13 protein-coding genes are annotated in these 15,423 nt (G+C 64.4%); 4 read left to right on the top strand and 9 right to left on the bottom strand.

Features of this window, described 5'->3' with window-relative positions:
• Nucleotides 1-106 precede the first annotated feature (106 nt).
• Complete coding sequence (locus ACOZJV_RS01695; protein WP_421546639.1) at nucleotides 107-721, top strand: biliverdin-producing heme oxygenase; 615 nt, start codon at nucleotides 107-109, stop codon at nucleotides 719-721.
• Nucleotides 718-2,958, top strand: a complete 2,241-nt coding sequence (locus ACOZJV_RS01690; RefSeq protein WP_421546638.1) for an ATP-binding protein — start codon at nucleotides 718-720, stop codon at nucleotides 2,956-2,958. Before ACOZJV_RS01695 ends, ACOZJV_RS01690 begins: the two co-directional genes overlap by 4 nt.
• Before the next feature lie 124 nt (nucleotides 2,959-3,082).
• Here the strand turns inward: ACOZJV_RS01690 and ACOZJV_RS01685 are convergent, their stop codons facing one another.
• The 7 genes from ACOZJV_RS01685 to ACOZJV_RS01655 all read right to left on the bottom strand — a co-directional run bounded on the left by ACOZJV_RS01685 (nucleotide 3,083) and on the right by ACOZJV_RS01655 (nucleotide 10,499).
• Entirely contained in the window at nucleotides 3,083-3,784 is a 702-nt protein-coding gene (locus tag ACOZJV_RS01685; RefSeq protein WP_421546637.1) for a hypothetical protein, read from the bottom strand.
• A gap of 84 nt (nucleotides 3,785-3,868) precedes the next feature.
• Nucleotides 3,869-4,657, bottom strand: coding sequence for a hypothetical protein (locus tag ACOZJV_RS01680; RefSeq protein WP_421546636.1), 789 nt, complete (start codon nucleotides 4,655-4,657; stop codon nucleotides 3,869-3,871).
• 84 nt (nucleotides 4,658-4,741) lie between these two features.
• On the bottom strand, nucleotides 4,742-5,590 hold the full coding sequence (locus ACOZJV_RS01675; RefSeq protein WP_421546635.1) for an ureidoglycolate lyase: 849 nt from the start codon (nucleotides 5,588-5,590) through the stop codon (nucleotides 4,742-4,744).
• A gap of 40 nt (nucleotides 5,591-5,630) precedes the next feature.
• A complete protein-coding gene (locus ACOZJV_RS01670; RefSeq protein ID WP_421546634.1) occupies nucleotides 5,631-6,371 on the bottom strand; it encodes an SDR family oxidoreductase in 741 nt (246 codons plus the stop codon).
• Complete coding sequence (locus ACOZJV_RS01665; protein ID WP_421546633.1) at nucleotides 6,368-7,750, bottom strand: MFS transporter; 1,383 nt, start codon at nucleotides 7,748-7,750, stop codon at nucleotides 6,368-6,370. Before ACOZJV_RS01665 ends, ACOZJV_RS01670 begins: the two co-directional genes overlap by 4 nt.
• Before the next feature lie 89 nt (nucleotides 7,751-7,839).
• The gene (locus tag ACOZJV_RS01660) at nucleotides 7,840-9,420 is read right to left on the bottom strand and encodes an aldehyde dehydrogenase (NADP(+)) (protein WP_421546632.1); all 1,581 of its coding nucleotides are present in this window, start codon (nucleotides 9,418-9,420) and stop codon (nucleotides 7,840-7,842) included.
• Nucleotides 9,421-9,548: 128 nt separating this feature from the next.
• Nucleotides 9,549-10,499 (bottom strand): LysR family transcriptional regulator, encoded by a 951-nt coding sequence (locus ACOZJV_RS01655; RefSeq protein WP_421546631.1) that lies wholly within the window; start codon nucleotides 10,497-10,499, stop codon nucleotides 9,549-9,551.
• Between the two features lie 113 nt (nucleotides 10,500-10,612).
• Between ACOZJV_RS01655 and ACOZJV_RS01650 the strand changes: the two genes are divergently transcribed.
• Together ACOZJV_RS01650 and ACOZJV_RS01645 are read left to right on the top strand one after the other, a co-directional pair.
• Nucleotides 10,613-11,794 carry a fumarylacetoacetate hydrolase family protein gene (locus tag ACOZJV_RS01650; RefSeq protein WP_078469094.1) on the top strand — a complete coding sequence of 394 codons (1,182 nt, stop codon included), beginning with the start codon at nucleotides 10,613-10,615 and terminating at the stop codon, nucleotides 11,792-11,794.
• Nucleotides 11,795-11,842: 48 nt separating this feature from the next.
• Nucleotides 11,843-13,627 carry an IlvD/Edd family dehydratase gene (locus ACOZJV_RS01645; protein ID WP_020298887.1) on the top strand — a complete coding sequence of 595 codons (1,785 nt, stop codon included), beginning with the start codon at nucleotides 11,843-11,845 and terminating at the stop codon, nucleotides 13,625-13,627.
• Between the two features lie 58 nt (nucleotides 13,628-13,685).
• Here the strand turns inward: ACOZJV_RS01645 and ACOZJV_RS01640 are convergent, their stop codons facing one another.
• Nucleotides 13,686-14,387: a DUF3053 domain-containing protein gene (locus tag ACOZJV_RS01640; protein ID WP_421546630.1), complete on the bottom strand. Its 702-nt coding sequence runs from the start codon at nucleotides 14,385-14,387 to the stop codon at nucleotides 13,686-13,688.
• Between the two features lie 145 nt (nucleotides 14,388-14,532).
• Complete coding sequence (locus ACOZJV_RS01635; protein WP_421546629.1) at nucleotides 14,533-15,402, bottom strand: transporter; 870 nt, start codon at nucleotides 15,400-15,402, stop codon at nucleotides 14,533-14,535.
• Nucleotides 15,403-15,423: the final 21 nt, after the last annotated feature.

Below are 15,423 nucleotides of genomic sequence, written 5' to 3'. Positions count from 1 at the left end.
GTATCCACTTGGCAGGACCGTTGTGCGGCTGGCGATATTGTTCATTCAGCCCACTTCCACTCCGCCCCATGGCCGTGATGAGGCCCGACCGCTAGAGCTGACTTACATGCAATCAAACGTTCGTAGCGTTGATGTTCCGTTGTTGCTGCAAAACCTGCGCTCAGGAACAGCTCCGTTACACATCGCTCTGGAAAAGCGCCTGCCGTTTTTCTCCCCCCTGCTGAGCCACTCCCACTATTTACGCCTGATCAAGGCCTACTACGGCTTCTACCAGCCTCTGGAGCAACGCCTGCTGCAGAGCGGCGCGGTGCCGGCCGACTTTGGCCTGGACCAGCGCCTCAAGGCCCCGACCCTGCGCCGCGACCTGCTGGCCCTGGGCCTGGATGACGCCGCCATCGACGCCCTGCCCCAGTGCCCGTCGCTGCCGGGCACGCCTTCGGTCCAGGCCTGCCTGGGGGTGCTCTATGTGCTGGAGGGCGCCACCCTGGGCGGGCAGATCCTGCGGCGCGAGATTGCCGCCCGCTTGCAACTGGACGCGGACAACGGCGCGGCGTTTCTCGACATCTATGGCGCCGCCACCGGCCGCCGCTGGCGCGAGTTCACCGACTACCTGGGGGCCTGGCCCCTGGAGGCCAACGCACGGCAAGAGGCGGTGAACGCCGCCCAGGATACATTTTCATCTTTTGAACACTGGCTTGACCGCTCGGAGGTGCTGCTATGAACCCATTGGACAAAAAAGCCTTCGAAGAGCTGCTGGCCAATTGTGATGACGAACCCATCCGCACCCCCGGCGCGATTCAGCCCCACGGCGTGCTGTTGACCCTGGCCGAGCCCGAGCTGCGCATTCTGCAGATCAGCGCCAACGTCCAGCCCCTGCTGGGCCGCACACCGGACGAGAGCGTGGGCGCGCCTTTGGAGCATTTGATCGGCGCCGAGTACACGCAGCAGGTCGAACTGGCAGCGCAGCACGATAACCAACTGGAAGCACCCGAGCTGTTCTTTTCACTGAATGGCGGTGTGTTCGAAGGTTTCGTGCACCGCCATCAGGGCGTGCTGGTGCTGGAGCTGGAAGTTCAGGCCGAGCCGGCCAAGGTCGCGGGCCAGGCCACCAACCTGGGGCGAATGCTGCAACGCCTGCAGGCGGCCAAAAGCCTGCAGGCGCTGTATGAAATCAGCGTGCAGGAAATCCAGGCCATCACCGGTTATGACCGGGTCCTGATCTATCGCTTCGAGGAAGAAGGTCACGGCCAGGTGATCGCCGAAGCCTCGTCGCCGTCCATGGAAGTGTTCCAGGGCCTGTTTTTCCCGGCCTCCGACATCCCCGAGCAGGCGCGCGAGCTGTACCGCACCAACTGGTTGCGCATCATCCCCGATGCCGACTACCAGCCGGTGCCGCTGGTGCCCAAGCTGCGCCCGGATACCGGTCAGCCGCTGGACCTGAGCTTCGCCAACCTGCGCAGCGTGTCGCCGATTCACTGCCAGTACATGAAGAACATGGGGGTGCTGTCCTCCATGAGCATCTCGCTGCTCAAGGGCGACAAGCTCTGGGGCCTGATCAGCTGCGGCAATCGCCAGCCACTGCATGTGCCCCACGAATTGCGCAGCGCCTGCCAGACCATCGGCCAGGTGCTGTCGTTGCAGATCAGCGCGATGGAAGCGCTGGAAGTCAGCCGCCAGCGCGAGGCCAAGGTCGAAACCCTGGCCCAGCTCAACCAGGCGATGATCGACTCCACGGAAAACGTGTTCGACGGCCTGGCCCAACAACCGGAGCTGCTGCTGGCCCTGGCCGATGCCGGCGGCGTGGCGATCATCGAAGACAAACAGTTGCACCGCTACGGCAACTGCCCCGAGCCCGATGACATCCGCGCCCTGCACAAATGGCTGCAAGCGTCGTCGCAGAAGGTGTTTTCCAGCCACCAGCTGTCGTTGCTCTACCCGCCTGCCGCCGCCTTTACCCAGGTCGCCAGCGGCGTGCTTGCGATGAGCCTGCCCAAGCCGGTGGACAACGGTGTGCTGTGGTTTCGCCCCGAGGTGAAGGAAAACATCAACTGGAGCGGCGACCCGAACAAGCCGCTCAACCTGGAAGACTCCGAATCGGGCCTGCGCTTGCGTCCGCGGACCTCGTTCGAGATCTGGAAGGTGGAAATGGCCGGCATCGCCACCAAGTGGAGCCATGGCGACCTGTTCGCCGCCAATGACCTGCGGCGCTCGGCGCTGGAAAGCGACCTGGCGCGCCAGGTGCTGCGCGAACAGCGCGCGGTACAGGCCCGGGACGACCTGGTGGCGGTGGTTTCCCACGACCTGCGCAACCCCATGACCGTGATCTCGATGCTGTGCGGCATGATGCAAAAGGCCTTCAGCTCCGACGGCCCGCACACCTCGCGACGCATCTCGACCGCCATCGACACCATGCAACAGGCCGCCGGGCGGATGAACACCCTGCTCGAAGACCTGCTCGACACCTCGAAAATCGATGCCGGGCGCTACACCATCAAGCCGCAAGCGCTGGAAGTCGGGGAAATGTTCGAAGAAGCTCAGGCCCTGCTCACGCCGTTGGCGCTGGATAAGGACATCGAGATCTCTTTCCAGGCCGAGCCGCAGCTGTCGATCCACGCCGACCCGGAGCGTCTGTTCCAGGTACTGTCGAATCTGGTGGGCAACGCCATCAAGTTCACCCCGCGGCGCGGCAAGATCGGCGTGGTGGCGATGTCCTCCGGGGATGACATCGTGTTCAGCGTGCGCGATACCGGCGAAGGCATTCCCCAGGATCAACTGCCCCACGTCTTCGACCGCTACTGGACCATCAAGGACGGCAACCCCACCGGCACCGGGCTGGGGCTGTACATCACCCAGGGCATAGTCGAGGCCCATGGCGGGCGGATCGAGGCCGAAAGTGAAGTCGGGGCCGGGACCGAGTTTCGCTTTACCGTGCCCAGGAGTGCGGTCACCACCAGTTGATCAATGTCAGTCACGTCGTCGGGTGCCCTGACCCGGCGGCGCTGCGGGGTCCTGGGCGGCCCGCTGCCAGTCGGGCGTGTGCAGTACCACCCGGCATTTGCCGCGACCGAATAGGTGCAACCGCCTATTGAGCAATGGCCATGCGCCGCTTGGCCTTGTAGCAATCGTTGATGTCCAGCGCCTTCTGATAAAACGCCTGGCGTTGCGCGCGGTTGCTGTCCCCCAGCAGGCGGTAGATTTCCGCCTGATAGTCGCGGCTGCTGCCCCACTGCATCGCCAGGCCCTGGGGTTGCTCGCGGCGGCACTCAAGCCTGACCACCGGCTGCGGAAAGTACTGCGCGTAAGCCGGCATGGCGTCCTCCACAGCATGCAACGCTGCCTGGTACTGCGGGGTGTCGGTGAATGGCAGGCACCAGGATGAAATTTCCAGCGCCGCCGGCGCAAACCCCTGGGTCAGGCTGTGCTCAAGCAAGGGGCAGGCCTTGGCCTTCACCTCCTCGCTTGGATAAAGCATCACGTAGATCAGCGCCAGGCGATATTCAGCCACCGGGTGTTGCAGCGCAGCGGCCTGTTCCAGCAGACCCATGGCCGGCCGCATCAAGGCGCCGGCCTGGTCGATCAGCAGCATGCCTCGCTGCTTGTCCTCGGCACTCGCGGTGGGCATGTCGGCAGGCACCGCTTCCAGCTTGCTGTTGGCCTGTTGCAGATAAGGCACAGCTTGTTGGTAGAGGCTTTCTGCCCGGGGATCGATCGACGCCGCGCCGGCCAGGCACACCTGGGGCAAGAGGCACGCCAGCAGCACGTAACGGCCGAGAAAAACAGACATGGGGGGCTTCCTTGCAGGATGGCGATGAAGGTCGGGCAGGATACAGAGCGTACGCCGTCGCAGCCACTCAAGCCGGCCCCCGGACTAGGGCCGCACCAGGTCCTTGCGCCGCCATAGCCACGCGAACAGCGCATTGAGCGCGGTGCACAGGCCGCCCGCCACCAGACCCAGGGCCAGGAACAGCAACGCCCCCTGGCCAAATCGTGATGGCCAGGGATAGTCGGCAGACACGGAGGCACGGGCATAGTCGAGAAAATGGGGCAGCGCGGACATCAGCCAGATCAGGCCACTGCTGATAACCCCGCCGACCAGGTAACGCCAGGACGTGTTCAGGCAACGTTCCACCAGCCACAGGACCGGCCAGCACACCAGCATGCCCAGCAGCCCGCCAATCAGGAAGAACAGGCAGAAAGCGCCCAGGCTGTGCTCGATGAATACGCTCGCCGCCAGGCCCAGTGTCAGCCCGCCCGACAGCGGCACGGCGATGATTGAACCGGGGCTGCGCCTATGCGCCGGGGTGCGGCTGGGCAAGCGTTCGATGCCCAACAGCACCAGGCTGGACAACAGCCCCAGGGCCAGGCCGCCCGCCAGCGTCGACCACAAAAGTGTGCCCAAGGGCAGGCCCAGCAGCAGGTTGGCCGCCAGGCTCTGGAGCAGCGCGCTGAGCAGGTGCCGCAGTCTGGAGCCTGGGCAGCGCCGATCCCCCCACAGCAGCAAGGGGAGCCCCAGGACAATGGCAATCACGCTGCCAAACAAAAACCCCGAGAACAGCGCCTCAGCGCTCGGCCCCAGGACCAACGCCTTGGCGCCGGCATACACCAGCCCGCCGCACATCGGCACGGCAAACAGCCGCAACTCGCCGTCAGGCGCCATAGCCTCTCCCCCCGGTTCGACAATGGGCGCCAATGTACCGGGGCTGCGAGGCCGGAGCCAGGCCTATTGAAACAGGCCGCGCAATCAGTCCGCCTGTACCGTGAGCTGGCGCTGTTCGCCCAGGCCGCTGATGCCCAGGCGCATGGTCTGGCCCGGGCGCAGGTACACCGGTTGCGGCTTGATGCCCAGGCCGACTCCGGGCGGGGTGCCGGTGGAAATCACATCGCCGGGTTGCAGGCTCATGCAGCGGCTGAGGTAGGCGATCAGCTGCGGCACGCTGAAGATCAGGGTCCGGGTATTGCCGGTCTGGTAGCGCTGGCCATCGACCTCCAGCCACAGGTCCAGGACGTGCGGGTCGGGGATTTCATCACGGGTCACCAGCCATGGGCCGAGGGGGCCGAAGGTGTCGAAGCCCTTGCCCTTGTCCCAGGTGCCACCGCGTTCGAGCTGCCATTCGCGCTCGGACACATCGTTGATCACGCAGTAGCCGGCCACGTGCTGCATGGCGTTGGCTTCGTCGATGTTGCGCCCACCGGTGCCGATGATCACGCCCATTTCCACTTCCCAGTCGGTCTTGCGCGAACCCCGAGGGATCTGCACATCGTCGTTGGGGCCGCAGATGGCGCTGGTCCACTTGTTGAAGATCACCGGTTCCTTGGGTACCTCCATGTTCGACTCGGCAGCATGATCGGCGTAGTTCAGGCCGATGCAGACAAACTTGCCGACCTGGCCGACGCAAGCGCCGATCCGTGGCTGCCCGGCCACCAGCGGCAGGCTGTTGGGGTCGAGCGCGGCCAGGGCGGCCAGGCGCTGCGGGCTCAAGGCCTCGCCTGCAATATCGGTGACATGGGCCGAGAGGTCGCGGATCTGGTTGTTGGCATCCAGCAGTCCCGGTTTCTCCGAGCCCTTTTCGCCATAACGCAATAATTTCATGTGCTGCTCCTGCTTTTTTCTAAAAGGGGTAAGCCCAGGCTCAGATGCTCATGCCGCCATCGATCACGTGCACGCCACCGGTGGTGTAGGCCGATGCATCGCTGCCCAGGTACAGCGCCAATTGGGCGATTTCGCCGGCAGAGCCGATCCTGCCCATGGGCTGGCGATCCAGGAACTGCTGATACACCTGGACCTCGCTGACGCCCTGCTGCGCGGCCTGTTCGGCAATCCGCTGACGCAGCGATGGCGACTCCACGGTGCCCGGGCAGATGGCGTTGCAGCGGATGCCCTGGCCGATAAAGTCGGCGGCCACGGCCTTGGTCAGGCCGATCACCGCGGCCTTGCTCGCGGTGTAGGCAAAACGGTTGGGCACGCCTTTGACGCTGGACACCACCGACGCCATGTTGATGATCGAACCGCCGCCGCGCTCCAGCATGCCCGGCAAAAAGGCGCGAATCACCCGGTACATGGCGCTGGCATTGATCTCCATCGAGCGCGCCCAGGCCGCTTCGTCGCACTCAAGGATGCTGCCGCTGTGCACATAACCTGCGCAATTGAACAGCACGTCCAGGCCACCGATACGCTGGCAGGCGTCAGCGATGGCGCTGCTTGAGGTCACATCCAGCAGCAGCGGGGTCACGCCGTCGATGCCGTGCAGGCTGTCGATATCGATGTCGCTGGCAAACACTTCGGCGCCTGCCTCGGCAAAGGCCAGGGCGCTGGCCCAGCCTATGCCCTGCCCGGCCGCCGTGACCAGGACCCGTTTGTCACGCATGTTCATCGGCCTTCCACCTTCGCAGTGGCATCAGCGGCCTTGGCCTTGCGCCCCAGCATGGCAGCGGGGATCGCCAGGATCAGCCCGCCGCTGACAAACAGGCACAGGGCCAGGACGTAGGTGCCGTTGTTGATATTGCCGGTGAGGTTTTCCGCCACGGCCGTGATCATCGAGCCGGTAAAACCCGAGAGGTTGCCGATGGCATTGATCATGCCGATCCCGGCAGCCGCCGCGACCCCGGACAACACAGTGCCCGGCAGGGTCCAGAAAATCGGCATCAGGCTCAGGATCCCGGAGGCGGCGACACTCAGGAACAACACCGAGAGCAGCAGGTTGTCGGCAAAAAACGCACTGAGGATCAGCCCCACACCGCCGATAAAAGCCGGGATCGCCGCGTGCAGCCGGCGCTCGCCGGTACGGTTGGAATGCCGTGCATTGAGCAGCATCGCCACCGTGGCCACGGCATAGGGAATCGCCGTGAGCAAGCCGATGTGCAGGCTGTTGGTGATGCCGGTGCTCTTGATGATCGACGGCATCCAGAACGCCAGGCCGTAGAAGCCGGTATTGAAGGTCAGAAGGATCAGCACCAGCAACCACACCCGCGGGTTGAAAAACACCTCGCTCAAGCGGGTGGCCTTACCCTGGTTGTCGCTTTGCAGATTGGCCTTGAGCAGGGCTTTCTCTGCCGCCGACAGCCACTTGGCCTTGTCGATGTTATCGGCCAGGCAAACGATGACCACGAACGCCATGATGATCGACGGAATGCCCTCGATGATCAGCATCCACTGCCAGCCGGACAGGCCCTGCACCCCTTGCATGCTGTTCATCAGCCAGCCGGAAAGAATGCCGCCCAGGGTCAGACTGATGGGCATCGCCATCAGGAACCCGGACATCACCCGGCTTTGGCGATGGGTTGGAAACCAGTAGTTGAGGTACAGGATCACCCCGGGAAAGAAGCCGGCTTCGCAGATCCCCAGCAAAAAGCGCAGCACGTAGAACATGGTGTGCGATTCGATGCCGAACAGCCCCGCCAGCGGCACGGTGTAGGCCACCGCCATGGAGATCACCGCCCAACTGAGCATGATCCGGGCGATCCAGAAGCGCGCGCCGAAGCGGTGCAGCAACAGGTTGCTCGGCACCTCGAACAGGAAGTAGCCCCAGAAGAACATGCTCGCGCCCAGGGCGTAGATGGTGTTGCTGAATTGCAGTTCGTTGAGCATGTCCAGCTTGGCAAAGCCGATATTGACCCGGTCCAGGTAGGCGGCCATGTAGCACAGCAACAGCACCGGCAGGATGCGCCAGATGACTTTGCGGTAGGTGCGGTCTTCAAAATCCAGTTCGCGGGCTTGCGCCTGCGCCGGCAGGTGCTCGGAGATGGTTTGCATGGAGATAACCCCTGGGCATGTGGACATGCCTGATTGTTTTTATCGAATGGGTCGCGCCGGCTGAGTCGTTCAGCCGGCGGTGCAGCGGATTACACGGCCTGGTTGGTATTTTCCCCATTGACCAGGCGCGTCAGGTGCAGCGGGTTGCTGTTCTGCAAAGCCTGGGGGAGCAAGGCGTCCGGGAAGTTCTGGTAGCACACCGGGCGCAGGAAACGCCCGATGGCCAGGGTCCCGACCGAGGTGCCTCGGGCATCGGAGGTGGCCGGCCAAGGACCGCCGTGGACCATGGCGTCACACACTTCGACCCCGGTCGGGTAGCCGTTGACCAGGACCCGGCCGACCTTTCTTTCCAGCAACGTCACCAGTTCGCCAGCGTGCCCCAGCTCGGTCGGATCGCCGATCAGGGTGGCGGTCAGTTGCCCGTGCAGGCCGTGCAAGGCCGCCAGCAACTCGGCGCGGTCGGCCACTTCCACCAGCACCGTGGCCGGGCCGAAGACTTCTTCCTGCAGCAGTTCGGCGCCGCTCAGCAGCAGGCTGACATCGGCCTGGAACACCTGCGCCCGGGCTTGCTGGCCCTGTTGCGCCGCGCCCGCCAGATGGCGGATCTGCGGATGCGCCCGCAAGGCGTCGCAGCCCTGCACATAACTGCGCAGGCCCCCGGCATTGAGCATGGTTTGCCCGGGCTGCTCGCCGATCAGGGTGCTCAGGCGCTGGATAAAGGCGCTGAACTGCGGCGAACGGATACCGATCACCAACCCCGGGTTGGTACAGAACTGCCCGGCCCCCATCACCACCGAAGCGGCGAGTTCGGCAGCAATCTGCTCGCCTCGGGTCGCCAGCGCTTCGGGTAGCAGCAGCACCGGGTTGATGCTGCTCATCTCGGCAAACACCGGGATCGGCTGCGGCCGGGCGGCAGCCATATCGCACAGCGCGCGGCCGCCCTTGAGTGAACCGGTAAAACCCACGGCCTGGATCAGCGGGTGCTTGACCAGTGCTTCGCCGACCCCGGAGCCGAAAATCATATTGAACACCCCGGCCGGCATGCCGGTTTTCTCGGCGGCGCGCACGATCGCTTCAGCCACCCGCTCGGCGGTCGCCATGTGCCCGCTGTGGGCCTTGAACACCACCGGGCAGCCGGCGGCCAGGGCGGCAGCGGTGTCGCCGCCGGCGGTGGAGAACGCCAGGGGGAAGTTGCTGGCACCGAACACCGCCACCGGGCCCACACCCAGGCGGCATTGCCGGAGGTCGACCCGGGGCAGCGGCTGGCGTGCCGGCAGCGGCAGGTCGATGCGCGCAGCGTAAAAGTCACCCCGGCGCAGGGTCTGGGCAAACAGGCGCATCTGGCCGCTGGTGCGCGCCCTTTCCCCTTGGATACGGCCTGCCGGCAGTGCAGTTTCACGGCTCACCAGGGCCACGAAATCGTCCCCCAGGGCATCCAGCTCGGCGGCGATGGCATCAAGAAATTCGGCGCGGCGCGCGGCCGGCAAATGGCGATAGAGCTGGTCGGCCTGGGCAGCGGCATTCGCCGCGGCGTCGACTTCGGCCAGGGTGGCCTGGACGAAAGCACCCGGCAGCGCTTCGCCGGTGCTGGCATCGACGCTGTGCAGCAGCACCGAGCCAGCGGCGCTGCGGCCACCGGCGATAAAGTTGTGACCGGACAATTGGGGCATGACAGTCTCCTGACCCGGATTGAAATCTGGTCCGTACTCTACTGCCCGGTCGCGATTCTTTCCCAATGGCATTTTTGGATTAACCGATAACGGCCCGTTATCGGAAGCGCCGCTTCATCAGTGCCCTTTCAACCGCCCTGTTCCCGGGTCAGCCGGGCGTTTTCCAGGAGTATTTCGGCAAACTCCAAGGCCGCGCCCACCAGCGGCTCGCCCTTGCGCGTCAGGATCCCGTAATCCTGGGGCACCAGGTGCAGAGGCGTGTCCAGGGTCCTGAGCTGGCCGCTGTCGAGCAGCGGCTTGACCATGGCATCGGGCAGCATGCCGATCATCGGCCCCCGTTGCAGGACCTGGAGAAAGGTCTGCATGGAAATGGTGTCCACGGTATTGCGCGGCATCTCCACCCCGGCGTCGGCGAACGCCAGCTCCATGCGCCCGCGAATCGGGGTGCCGACCGGGTACAGGATCCAGGGCAGGCCCACCAGTTGCTGCAGCGAGATTGGCCCGGCCTCGGCCAGCGGATGACGGCTGTTGACCACGATGCAGAACGGCTCCGGGGCCAGGGGCTGGAAGTCATAGCGCCGGCGCTGGCTTTGTTCGGTGAAGCGCGCCACCGCCAGGTCGAGCTTTTTCTCTTCGAGCATCTCCATCAAGTGGTTACTGGTCTGTTCCACCACTTCGATCGACAGCAACGGCCAGCGCTGCTTGATCTGCAAAATGGCCTCGGGCAGCGCGATCGCGGTCGCGGCAAAAATCCCGCCGACCTTGAGATGGCCGTGGCCGCCTTCGCGCAGGCTGCTGATCTGCCCGACAAAGGCCCGGGCATCATTGAGGGCAATCTGCGCATACCGCACCACGTGCTCGCCCAGGGCAGTGGGCGGCATGCTGCGCGGCTGGCGTTCGAACAGGGCGAAGCCCAGCAGGCTCTCGATTTCCTTGAGCATCTTGCTGATGGCCGGCTGGCTGAGGTTCATCTGCTGCGCCGCGAGGTGCATGTTGCGCGTGCGTCCCAGGGTGTCGATCAGCAGCAAATGCCTGAATTTGAGCCAACCGCAGAAGCTTGAAAATGACAGGTCCGACATGACACTCCCCCGCAAAACAATAACCGTACGTTATCGATAATTGAAAATATGTCATTGGAGTTTATCGACCGCCAGCCCTAGCGTGAAGGCTTTACGGACCTGGAATAGTCGTCATGTCGATATTGCTTACCCCACACAACACCCTGCCCGCCGATGGCGTGAGCGGCACCCTGATCGGCCGCGCCTGGGTCCCGGGAGCCATCGCCGGCCCATCGGCCATTGCTCTGCGTGCCGACGGCGTGTTCGATCTGTCGGCACGTTTTGCCACCTTGAGCGAGCTGCTGGAGTCGGATTCGCCGCTGGAGGCGTTGCGCCAGACCCCAGGCACCTTTATCTGCAGCCTCGACGAGCTGCTGGCCAATAGCGGTGCCGGCAGCGACCCGGGCAAGCCGTTCCTGTTGCCGCCCCTGGACCTGCAAGTGATCAAGGCCGCCGGCGTGACCTTCGCCGCCAGCATGATTGAGCGGGTCATCGAGGAGCAGGCCGGCGGCGATGCGGGCAAGGCCGAAGCGGTTCGGGCCATCGTCCACGGGGTCATCGGCGACAACCTGCGCTCGATCGTCCCCGGCTCCGAGCAGGCTCAGCGCCTCAAGGCGCTGCTGATCGAACAAGGCATGTGGTCGCAATACCTGGAAGTCGGAATCGGCCCGGATGCGGAAATTTTCACCAAGGCCCCGGTGCTCGCCGCGGTCGGCAGCGGCAGCCAGATCGGTATCCACCCCGGCTCGCAATGGAACAACCCCGAGCCGGAGGTGGTGCTGGCGGTCAACAGCCGAGGGCAGATCCACGGCGCGACCCTGGGCAACGACGTCAACCTGCGGGACTTCGAGGGGCGCAGTGCGCTGCTGTTGAGCAAGGCCAAGGACAACAATGCGTCCTGCGCGATCGGGCCGTTCATTCGTCTGTTCGATGAAGGCTTCAGCCTGGATGACGTGCGCCGCTGCGTGGTCGACCTTGAGGTGCGGGGCGAAGATGGCTACCGGATCCAGGGCTCCAGCTCCATGGACCAGATCAGCCGCGATCCCCAGGACCTGGTGCAGCAGACTCTGAACGCCAATCACCAATACCCCGACGGCTTCCTGCTGTTTCTCGGTACCCTGTTCGCCCCGACCGAGGACCGTGATCACGTCGGCGGCGGTTTCACCCACAAGCTGGGAGACCAGGTCAGCATCAGCAGCCCGTTGCTGGGCAGCCTGCACAATCAGGTGACCCACAGCAGCGAGGCCGCGCCCTGGACCTTTGGCCTGAGCGCCCTGCTGCGCAACCTGGCCGCGCGCGGCCTGCTCGCCCGCTGAGGCCGCCGCCGGTATCGATTCATCCCAATTACAAGAGAGAACCGCACCATGAGCGACACCCCGAGACGCCCGCTGCGCAGCGAACAATGGTTCAACGACCCTGCCCACGCCGATATGACCGCGCTCTACGTCGAGCGCTACATGAACTACGGCATGACCCGCGAAGAGCTGCAATCGGGGCGGCCGATCATCGGCATCGCCCAGACCGGCAGCGACCTCACCCCGTGCAACCGCCACCACCTGGAGCTGGCACAGCGGGTCAAGGCCGGGATTCGCGATGCCGGCGGCATCCCCATGGAATTTCCGGTGCACCCCATCGCCGAGCAGACTCGCCGGCCCACCGCTTCGCTGGACCGCAACCTGGCCTATCTGGGGCTGGTGGAGATCCTCCACGGCTACCCGCTGGACGGCGTGGTGCTGACCACCGGCTGCGACAAGACCACCCCCGCCTGCCTGATGGCGGCGGCCACTACCGACCTGCCGGCCATCGTGCTGTCGGGCGGGCCGATGCTCGACGGCCATCACAAGGGTGAGCTGATCGGCTCCGGCACCGTGCTGTGGCATGCACGCAACCTGCTGGCCGCCGGCGACATCGATTACGAAGGTTTTATGGAAATGACCACCGCGGCCTCGCCCTCGGTCGGTCACTGCAACACCATGGGCACCGCGCTGTCGATGAACGCCCTGGCCGAAGCCCTGGGCATGTCGCTGCCAGGCTGCGCGAGCATTCCGGCGCCCTACCGTGAGCGCGGGCAGATGGCCTATGCCACCGGCAAGCGTATTTGCGAGCTGGTGCGCCAGGATGTACGCCCGTCACAGATCATGACCCGCGAGGCGTTCGAAAACGCGATTGCCGTGGCCTCGGCCCTGGGCGCTTCGAGCAACTGCCCGCCGCACCTGATCGCCATCGCCCGGCACATGGGAGTCGAGCTGAGCCTGGATGACTGGCAACGCATCGGCGAAGACGTGCCGCTGCTGGTGAACTGCATGCCAGCCGGCAAGTACCTGGGCGAAGGCTTCCACCGCGCTGGCGGCGTACCGGCGGTGATGCACGAGTTGCAAAAGGCCGGGCGCCTGCACGAGGACTGTGCGTCGGTCAGCGGCTTGAGCATCGGCGAGATCGTGCGCAATAGCCTGACCAGCAATGCCGACGTGATTCACGCCTTTGACGCGCCACTCAAACACCGTGCGGGCTTTATCGTGCTCAGCGGCAATTTCTTCGACAGCGCGATCATGAAAATGTCGGTGGTGGGCGAGGCGTTTCGCAAGACCTACCTCTCCGAGCCCGGTGCGGAAAACAGCTTCGAGGCGCGGGCCATCGTGTTTGAAGGCCCTGAGGACTACCACGCACGGATCAACGACCCGGCGCTGGATATCGACGAACGCTGCATCCTGGTGATCCGTGGCGTGGGCAACGTCGGCTACCCGGGCAGCGCCGAGGTGGTGAACATGGCCCCGCCCGCAGCCCTGATCAAGCGCGGCATCGACTCCCTGCCGTGCCTGGGCGACGGCCGCCAGAGCGGCACCTCGGCCAGCCCGTCGATTCTCAATATGTCGCCGGAAGCGGCCGTGGGTGGTGGCCTGGCACTGCTGCAAACCAACGACCGGCTGAGCGTCGACCTCAACGCGCGCAAGGTCAATCTGCTGGTGGATGAGGCCGAGCTGGAGCGGCGCCGAGCGCTGTGGAAACCCAGTATCCCCGCCTCGCAAACCCCATGGCAGGAACTCTACCGACAACTGGTCGGCCAACTCTCCACTGGCGGCTGCCTGGAACCCGCCACCCTGCACCTGCGCATCATCGCCCGCAGCGGCGAACCGCGGCATTCCCACTGACCATCGGCGCCCCATACAAAAACGCCACTCGATTGAGTGGCGTTTTTTTTGCGCCGGCTTAGCGGCCGGTCATCAGGCTCTGCAAGCGGGCCTGGGCCTGCTGGACGTTTTTCGCCTGGTTGTTCAGCTCTTGCAACAGGGCATTCAACTCGGCCTGGACTGCCGGGTCCTGGACCTTGACCACCGCCCCGGAAATCTCGATCTGGCCTTTGTGAGCGTTCACGTAATCGGCAATCTTCAGGCTGCTGTCGAAGGTGCCGTTGATCTGCGGCAGCACCTCGCGAAAGGTGTTGGCCGGCACGCTGACGGTCTTGTCGTAGGCCTTGTCATACACCACCTTCAAGTCCTCGGGCTGCTTGAGCTGGGCATGCGCCGCATCCGCCTTGGCCTGTTCGCTGGTCAGTTGGGTACTCATGTTATTGAGCCCGGCCTGGATCGCCTGGATATCGTCACGACGGGCGATGACATCGCCCAGGGAACGCATCGACCCCTTCTGCATCAGCTCGCCCAAAGGTTTGACCGACGCGTCCATGCCGGCATTGAAATCGCTGATCACCGCGTAGTGACGGCTGTAGTCGCCAAACGCTTTGCTCTCATCCGCGGTCAGTTGCGGCACGCGTACGCCAGGCTTGTCGAGGATGCGGGTCTGCAGAAACTGGCTGAACGCTGCGCGCTGCTCGGGTTCTTTGTCGCCACAAGCGGCCAGTACCAGGGGCAGCGCCAGAACCAGCAGCAAACCGGGACGAAACAGGGACTTCATGTCATGGACCTCCGAAAAAAGATAAGCGCTTGCCGGGGTCGACCCCTGAAAAGCGTCGGCGAGCATACGCGCTCGACGCCAGTCAGACCACCGCTTTCACCCGGGGTTCGCTCGATCTGCCCTGCCATGCCCGAGGCCCCGATCTTCAGTAGATATAAGCCAGGCGAAATTGCAGCGAATGGTCGGTCATCGGCCCGGAGCGCACCGCCACGTCGCGCCAGTACTGGCCCATCACCTGCCACTGTTTGCCGAGCATAGTGGTTGCAGACAGCCCCACGGTGCCGTTGTTGTGGCTGGTGTCCAGGGTCTGCCCGTCGAGGGTCTCGCGCGAGCCCCAGTTATGCCGATAAGACAGGGCCACCGAGGTCTGCGGGGTGAAGTTGTAGCGCAAGTGATTGTGCAGTTGGATCAGCGGGTCGCGGTGGGCGCCGGTGTCGCGCTGCTCCTGGTAGAACTCGGTTTCGCCAATCACGTCCCAGGTCCACTTGTCGTTGAAGCCATGGACATAACCGACCTGGAAATCCGCCGCCCAGCGGTTGTTGCTCAGGGCAAACCCCTGGTTCTTGTGGTCGCCGGTGGGCGCGGTGATGAACATCGACCAGCCCAGGTGCCGGTTGCGCTCCATGTCGGCCAGGGTCCAGAGCGTGGCGCCAAAGGTGATGTCACCCAAGCCGGTGTACTTCTGCCCGCTGGCCCCCAGGTCCTGATGGCCGTAGGGGATGACGATCTGCGGGTCCCAGATATAGCCGGTGTTGAAAAACTCGGTGAAGTGCACCAGCCGCAGCACTTCGACGGTCAGGTCGAGGTCGAGGTTGTCGGCGACTTTTTTACCGCCCTGGTACGACTTGTCGATTCGCGGGTTCTGCTGGTACAGCAACAGCAGGTCGGTGCCCGCCGGCAGCGCCGCGTAGTCGCCGGAGTCGGGCTTGACGTCGGCCTGGGCCTGGCCGGCCAGCAAGGCCAATAACAGCGAGCACGGCAAGGCAGCACTTTTGCTGGAAAAAAGCGTTTTCATCAGTTCACCTGTCTAGCGGAT

The sequence above is a fragment of the Pseudomonas sp. QD4 genome, from assembly GCF_049199125.1.
Classification (GTDB): Bacteria; Pseudomonadota; Gammaproteobacteria; order Pseudomonadales; family Pseudomonadaceae; genus Aquipseudomonas.
The sequence above is the reverse complement of the archived record's forward strand: the minus strand, read 5'-3'. Positions and strand labels throughout refer to the sequence as shown.